The organism is bacterium (assembly GCA_028821235.1).
Classification (GTDB): Bacteria; Actinomycetota; Acidimicrobiia; order Spongiisociales; family Spongiisociaceae; genus Spongiisocius.
In genome coordinates this window covers 1-6616 of record JAPPGV010000156.1, presented here as the reverse complement: position 1 = coordinate 6616, position 6616 = coordinate 1, and the positions used below count along the sequence as shown (strand labels likewise).

The window sequence follows — 6616 nt, the reverse complement described above, 5'->3', positions numbered from 1 at the left end:
CTACCAGGTATAACACAACAATCTAGGCGGAGGGAGTGGGATTCGAACCCACGAGACCCGTCGCCGGGCCCATCGGTTTTCAAGACCGACGCCTTCGTCCGCTCGGCCATCCCTCCGTGCCATATCGTAGGTTCCTCGGCCCGCCTTCGGACGCGTCGCGAATGACACCACCCAACCGAAGGTAGTGTCAGGGGCCTATGGACATCGACCAGGCCCGTGACTTCATCGAGGCGAACCAGCGCGGCATCCTGCTCACCCACCGCTCGGATGGCGGACCGCAGATGTCACCGATCGTGGCCGGAGTCGACTCCGACGGTTACGTGGTCGTATCGAGCAGGGAGACCGCCTACAAGGTCAAGAACCTGAGACGGGATCCGAGGGCGTCCGTGTGCATGTTCACGGATGGCTTCTACGGCGGGTGGGTACAGATCGACGGGGTAGCCGAGATCGTCAGCCTGCCCGAGGCGATGGACGCCCTGATCGACTACTACCGGCTGCTCTCGGGCGAGCACCCCGACTGGGACGACTACCGCGCCGCCATGCGCGAGGAGCGCCGCGTCCTCATCCGGATATCCCCCGACCGAGCCGGTCCGACCAGATCCGGCTAGCCGTACGGGCTCGAAATCCCGCCCGGCCCGACCGCGGCGCGTATAGCCTGGCGGTTCAACACCACGCGTGAAGGTGACGAGTGTCGGGCCTCACTGTCGAGCAACTCGAGCAGTTCGACCAGGACGGGTACCTCGTCGTCGAGGGCGTCCTCGGCGAGGCGGAACTGGCGGCGATCGAGCAGGAGTACCGGAAGATACTCGACCGGGTCACCGCCGGCCTCGTGTCCCAGGGACAGATCCCGCCGCCGAGTGGAACGAACTTCTCCGAGCGCTACATCGAGGCGATGCAGCACATCGACGACATGTACACGCTCTACCAGCACCTCGACATCTGCCTACCGATGGTCAAGGAGCTCGACCACAGCCACACCATGAACACCGGATCCGCCGTGTTCCACCTCCTCACCAACCCTCGCCTGCTCGACATCGCCGAATCGGTCATCGGGCCCGAGATCTACTCCAACCCGGTCCAGCACACCCGGATCAAGCCACCTGCCCGCTACCTTCCGACCGCCGTGACCGACTCCAACATCGCCGCTACGACATGGCACCAGGACAACGGGGTTATCAACCCCGAGGCCGACGACACCGACATGCTCACCGTCTGGGTCGCCGTCACCGACGCCACCGTCGAGAACGGATGCCTGATCGTGGAGCGCGGCAGCCACCGGGAGGAGCTGACCATGCACTGCCCCGGAACCGCCGCCTCCGCCACCACGTACATTCCCGAGGCGATCATCGACCGGGCTCGGGTGGTTCCCCTGGAGGTGGGAGCTGGAGGGGTGGTGTTGCTCCACAAGCTGACCGAGCACGCCTCGCTGGACAATCACGGCGATGCCATCCGCTGGAGCTTCGACCTCCGCTACCAACCGATCGGCCAGCCCACCGGCCGGTCGGTCTTCCCCGGATTCATAGCCCGCAGCGAGGCCCACCCCGAACAGGTCCTCACCGATCCCGCCGAGTGGGCGGACCTGTGGTGGCAGGCCCGGGACCGCATCGTCAGCGGGGAGGTCCCGTGGCAGTTCAACACCAGATGGGACGCCAACGCCCGCCTGCCGATCTGCGCCTGAGTCGCTCCATCTAGTCCTACGCTGCAAGCGCAGGCCACCCGATCGGGTGGCATCAGGGGTCTTGTCTTAGAACAGACTCGTAGCCCTGCCCAGCACCCTAGGAAGTATGGCTGTGTAATTTCGTTAGAGTTATTCGACCCTACGGGTCCAGTAGGCACGTGGGTCCTTTGCCGAATGTCCCACCCACTCGACCAACCCCTCCGTTTCGAGCGCCCGAAGATGCCGGAGCACCGTGGGGCGCGCCTGGCGGGTGATGCGCATCGTGTCGCCGGTGCTGAGGCGGCCTGCCTCATTGATGGCGCGCAGCACATCCCGGGCCCCGCGCGGCAGCCGCTCTTCGAGTTCTCGGTCCGCCGGTCGGTAAGAAAGTTGGAGACGCACGCTGCCCGCTGTCTGCGTGTACAGGGGGTCTGAGAGCCCGGCCAGGTGCATTTCATCGAATATTCGCCGGATGCCCTCGCCCAATTCCTGGCCGAAGCGAAGGTCGGCGCAGACACGTGTGACTCTGGGGTTACGGGCGAACCGGGTGATGTCACGAGGCCGGTCCAGACTTACGATGCCCGGAAACCGTCCGGGGCTCTCGATCTCGACCCGGTCGTCGAGTATCTCGACTCGGATGTGGTCGCCCCCAATGTTGTATGACCGATGCACAACCGCGTTGACGAGACCCTCGATCCAGGCGTCTTCGGGAACCAGCATGACCTGCTCGAAGCGGCCCCGGACGAGAGCTCGGCGGGTGGGCATGTGGTCGAAGATGACCTGGCGAGCAAGGGCAAGTTGGTGGGGTATGGATCCTTCGACAACGATATCATCTATTAGGCGCTGGCGAACTCCGGTGCCACGCTCGGTGCCCTGGTACCGCAGTACGCGGACGCGGGCCTCGGGGAACCATCGCTGGGGATTCGTTCCGAATAGCAGCACGGCGGCCGTAGTGATTTCCCCGCCACTGGTTATGAGATTGCGAGCCTTGAGCAGCCGCAGCGGATCCGGGTGGGCAGTGGCTCCGGCGTAATCCGCGAGAAGGTCCGTATCGAGATCGTCGAAGCCGGCATCCGTCACGGGCGTCAATTCATATGAGGCCTGGCCCTTGTCGTAGATGAGGTTCTGGCGCTGGAAAAAGTCGAGCCTACGGGTCTCGTCACCCACGCGCAGAAACACCCGATCGCGATGGTCTGCGTGGACCTGTTCGGAGGAAGCTACAGCGACAACCAGCAGCCGGTCCGCCTTGCCGGCAGCGTTGCGGCACTCTACGAGCCTGGTCTCGCATCGAACTGCGGGACGGGTGAAGTCGAAAGCAGCCTGCTGTAGAGCAGATAGGTGCTCCGGTCCGGTGGAGTCGATCCCCTCTACCCGGCCTTCGGACAACCCCACGACGACAGCGCCACCTTCAGCGTTGGCGAATCCGACCAGCGTCTCGGCCAGCTTCCAGGGTTTGACTCGGGCACTCTTGCGGTCGAACCATTGGTCCTCGGCCAGACCTAGCAGCGCGTCACCGCGCCTGTCGGACGACTGGGCTAGCGCCTGATCCATCGTGGCTGTATACACACCGCTACTCTAACATTGTTAGAGTAGAGATGGGTAGGCCCTTGCGCGACTTGTGCGAGCCGTCTTGGGCGGTTGGTATCGTGTGCAGCGAAAACCCCGGTCTGGTGGCTTCGGCCACCCCCGGGGTTAAGCAATTGGCGGTGGCGCCGTTTGGCGGAGGGAGTGACCGCCGTTTGTTGGTGTCAGGTGGTTCTTGGGTGTTCCTCGGGTGTTGTGTATGGCCTGGTGGTGGGGTGTTTGTTTGGTTCTTGACGTTTCCTGGGGTATCGTCTAATCCCACCGTTAAAGTGATAACTGAAGGTGATAACCAGAATCGGGGAGGAGGCGGCGGGTGAAGCGTCCACGGATCTTATCAGCCGCGTTTGTGCGTACCGTCACCGAAGCGGGCCGTTACGGCGACGGACGCGGCGGTTATGGGCTGAGTTTGTTGGTGAAACCAACGGCGAACGGGCGCCTGTCGAAGACGTGGAGCCAGAGGGTCCGTTTCGGTGGGCGGGTCACCAACATCGGTCTGGGCGCGTATCCGATCGTGTCTTTGGCCGAAGCCCGCCAAAAAGCCCTGAAGAACCGGCGGGTCATTGAGGCGGGCGTCGACCCCCGTGGCAGCCGGGTGCCTTGCTTTTCGGACGCGGCTGAAGAAGTGATCGCTATCCACGCGGCCGGGTGGAAGGCGGGCGGTAAGTCAGAGGCGCAGTGGAGGTCGTCGCTTACCACGTATGTGTATCCGCGTCTTGGACGGCTGCGGGTGGATCGGATCACGACCGCGGATGTGATGGCTTGTCTGTTACCGATTTGGCATACCCGCCCTGAGACGGCGAGGCGGGTTCGGCAGCGGATCGGCGCGGTGATGCGTTGGGCCATCGCCCAGAGCTATCGGACAGACAACCCCGCGGGGGACGCTATCACCGCCGCGTTGCCATCCAACATGGGACGGCGCCAACACCACCGGGCGCTGCCACATGCCGATGTGGCGGCGAGTGTCGCCACCATCCGGGCTTCTGGGGCGTATCCGACGACGGTGTTGGCGTTCGAGTTCCTAGTGCTCACAGCCTGCCGCTCAGGCGAAGTACGCGGCGCCCGATGGGACGAAATCAACCTGGACGCGGCGACGTGGACGATCCCGCCTGCCAGGATGAAAACCGGCCGCCAACACCGTGTGCCGCTCCCCACCCGCGCCCTCGAACTACTGGCAGAAGCCAAGCAGTACCGGGACCGAAGTGGGCTGGTGTTCCCCTCGGCCACAGGACGGGAGTTGTCCGACGCCACCCTGCCCAAACTGTTGCGGGAACATGACATCCCCGCAGTGCCCCACGGTTATCGGTCCAGTTTCCGGGACTGGGCAGCCGAACTGACCGACACACCCCGCCAGATATGCGAACTCGCCCTGGCGCATGTCAACAGCGACCGGGTCGAAGCCGCCTACCAACGGAGCGATCTTTTCGACCGGCGCCGCCAACTCATGGCAGACTGGGCCGCCTACCTCGACAATCCGACGCGGGGTTGACCCGCTGTGGGCTCGGCCGACTGTTAGGGCTCGAGGACGGGGGGCAGGGATAGCGGTCGGGTGTCATGGCGACTGGGTGCTGCGGTGGCTGTGCGGGCAAAATGAGGGCTTTTGACGGTTCTGAGGTCGAAGTTGAATCGACCGGGGATGGTCGCGGTGCTGGAATTGTGGGTTCGGAACCGTCTGGTCGGAGCTTAGGATCCCCGAATGGCGGCCCGGTTGGTGATCGTGGTTGGTCTTGTTGTGGCCTTGGTGGTCGCGGCTGTGATCGCCATCAGCCGCCCTAACACCCCTGCGTGGGGACCGGACATGTCTGGTGATGACGTCTGCGGCGTGTCGGAGCGGTTCGTGGTCGTGTCCGACTACATCGGCTGTACTTGGGGTGGGACGATTCCACGATCGGGTGGTGGTTCTACCTACGGCATCGACGAGAGGGGCCGTAGCGTGGTCTATTGGTCGACGGGGTATGGATCGTGGTGGGAGAGACTGAGATGTGGGGTCGGGGCCGGGTCGTGTCCCCTGTGGGTTGGGGAGTTGACCCCGAAAGAAGTCGCCGAAGCCAGAAGGTACTTCGGGCTGGCCGGCGGCTAGAGGCCTTCGCATTGAGCGTCGCCGCTCGACACGTCGATAATCTGTCGGTACATGGAGTACCGGCGACGTTCACTTTCCAGGTCACCTCGGATCGACTAGGCGCGCGGCCCGTACCCGGCCGACTTGGCCCGGTAGACGTTCGCCTGATACCACGCCCAGCACTCCCGGCAGCGGCAACGGGCCTTCTGGTAGGCCGAGGCCGTACCGTGGGCCAGTTCGCCGACCTCAAGCCGTTGCCGGACGGCGAACCTAGACCGTTCCAGCTTCGTGCCTTGCGCTACGTACTCGCCGCACGTCCCGCAATTGCAACCATCCCGCACCATCTGGGCCGTGCCGTGCGTTCCGGTAGCCAGTCGTTCCCGGCGGCGCCGCTCCCGCGCCCGAGCCTTCGCCTCCCGCCTCTTCCGGAGCCGGCCCTCGTGCCAGGCTTCGCAGTCCGAGCACCGGCACCCGCGCTTTTGGTACGCGTGGCGCGTGCCGTGGACTTGTGGCCGGCGCCGGCCTAAACCGGATTCGGGCAGGACGCCAACTACATCGACGGGGCCGAGGCCAGCAGCCTCCGCCAACGTGAGCAGTAAGCCGGGCCTCTCCTCGACTCGGGCCGGTGCGAGAAGCGTTACCGAACTGATGACCGCCCCCGAGTCGTCGGGGATCACCCCGGCGTCCACGGCTGCGTCGAGACCCACCTTCGCTGCCCAACTAACGGAGTCCGTGTCCGGGGGCCGGCCCCCAGTCGTCCAAAGGAAGCGGAACTGCGCCGTCAGGTGCGCCTCGGCGCTGCGGTACGGCCCGACCCGGTGCCACGCCTCGGCAGCCGCCGCCCGCACCGGCCCGGCCCTGGGCCTCTGGTTCGTTGTCCAGCCGTGCGGGTCTCCTGCTAGGTAGATAGTCGGCATGGGGGAAGGGTATCGCGGGAGGTACGAATCGTGCCTCTCAGGGGACGGCGCCGCCGGCGGGGATTCGTCGAGGTCAGGTCGCGGACGCGGCGAGCGGGAGCGGAGTTCCTTGAGCAATGGGAGATAAGCGCTTGATGACCAGGTTCATCGTAGAATAAGGAGAGCAACCAGGACGGGATCAACCGCGTGATGGGCGACTACCTGGGAAGCCACCGGGCCGTGACCACATCGGTGGAGATAGTGGGGCTGGCCGCCGACCCCCGGCTCGTCCTCGAGCTCGAAGCGATCGCCGTCGTTCCCGAGTAGCCCGAACGTGCCTGGTCGTTCCGTCCGGGTATGCTCGCCGAGGTTTTCGCGTTCTTCCGGATTCGGATTGCTAGGGTTCGTTGCCCGCTCGGATCG

The 6616-nt window shown here is 64.8% G+C and carries 6 protein-coding genes and 1 tRNA gene; 4 read left to right on the top strand and 3 right to left on the bottom strand.

The features are described from left to right. Nucleotides 1–27: 27 nt before the first annotated feature. Nucleotides 28–116, bottom strand: a tRNA-Ser gene (locus OXK16_16265). 81 nt (nucleotides 117–197) lie between these two features. Here OXK16_16265 and OXK16_16260 point away from each other — a divergent pair. Together OXK16_16260 and OXK16_16255 are read left to right on the top strand one after the other, a co-directional pair. Continuing rightward, on the top strand, nucleotides 198–608 hold the full coding sequence (locus tag OXK16_16260) for a PPOX class F420-dependent oxidoreductase (GenBank protein MDE0377496.1): 411 nt from the start codon (nucleotides 198–200) through the stop codon (nucleotides 606–608). Nucleotides 609–688: 80 nt separating this feature from the next. After that, nucleotides 689–1678 carry a phytanoyl-CoA dioxygenase family protein gene (locus OXK16_16255; protein MDE0377495.1) on the top strand — a complete coding sequence of 330 codons (990 nt, stop codon included), beginning with the start codon at nucleotides 689–691 and terminating at the stop codon, nucleotides 1676–1678. A 129-nt stretch (nucleotides 1679–1807) separates the two neighbouring features. Here the strand turns inward: OXK16_16255 and OXK16_16250 are convergent, their stop codons facing one another. Then, nucleotides 1808–3223 (bottom strand): putative DNA binding domain-containing protein, encoded by a 1416-nt coding sequence (locus OXK16_16250; GenBank protein MDE0377494.1) that lies wholly within the window; start codon nucleotides 3221–3223, stop codon nucleotides 1808–1810. A 331-nt stretch (nucleotides 3224–3554) separates the two neighbouring features. Between OXK16_16250 and OXK16_16245 the strand changes: the two genes are divergently transcribed. Beyond that, nucleotides 3555–4727, top strand: coding sequence for a tyrosine-type recombinase/integrase (locus tag OXK16_16245; GenBank protein MDE0377493.1), 1173 nt, complete (start codon nucleotides 3555–3557; stop codon nucleotides 4725–4727). A gap of 207 nt (nucleotides 4728–4934) precedes the next feature. Next, nucleotides 4935–5318 carry a hypothetical protein gene (locus OXK16_16240; protein MDE0377492.1) on the top strand — a complete coding sequence of 128 codons (384 nt, stop codon included), beginning with the start codon at nucleotides 4935–4937 and terminating at the stop codon, nucleotides 5316–5318. Nucleotides 5319–5413: 95 nt separating this feature from the next. Here the strand turns inward: OXK16_16240 and OXK16_16235 are convergent, their stop codons facing one another. Continuing rightward, nucleotides 5414–6214, bottom strand: a complete 801-nt coding sequence (locus OXK16_16235) for a hypothetical protein (protein ID MDE0377491.1) — start codon at nucleotides 6212–6214, stop codon at nucleotides 5414–5416. Nucleotides 6215–6616 lie beyond the last annotated feature (402 nt).

Excerpts from the sequence above, each read along its gene's own strand:
- OXK16_16235 (MDE0377491.1), bottom strand. The coding sequence starts at position 6,214 with ATGCCGACTATCTACCTAGCAGGAGACCCGCACGGCTGGACAACGAAC.
- OXK16_16240 (MDE0377492.1), top strand. The coding sequence starts at position 4,935 with ATGGCGGCCCGGTTGGTGATCGTGGTTGGTCTTGTTGTGGCCTTGGTG.
- OXK16_16260 (MDE0377496.1), top strand. The coding sequence starts at position 198 with ATGGACATCGACCAGGCCCGTGACTTCATCGAGGCGAACCAGCGCGGC.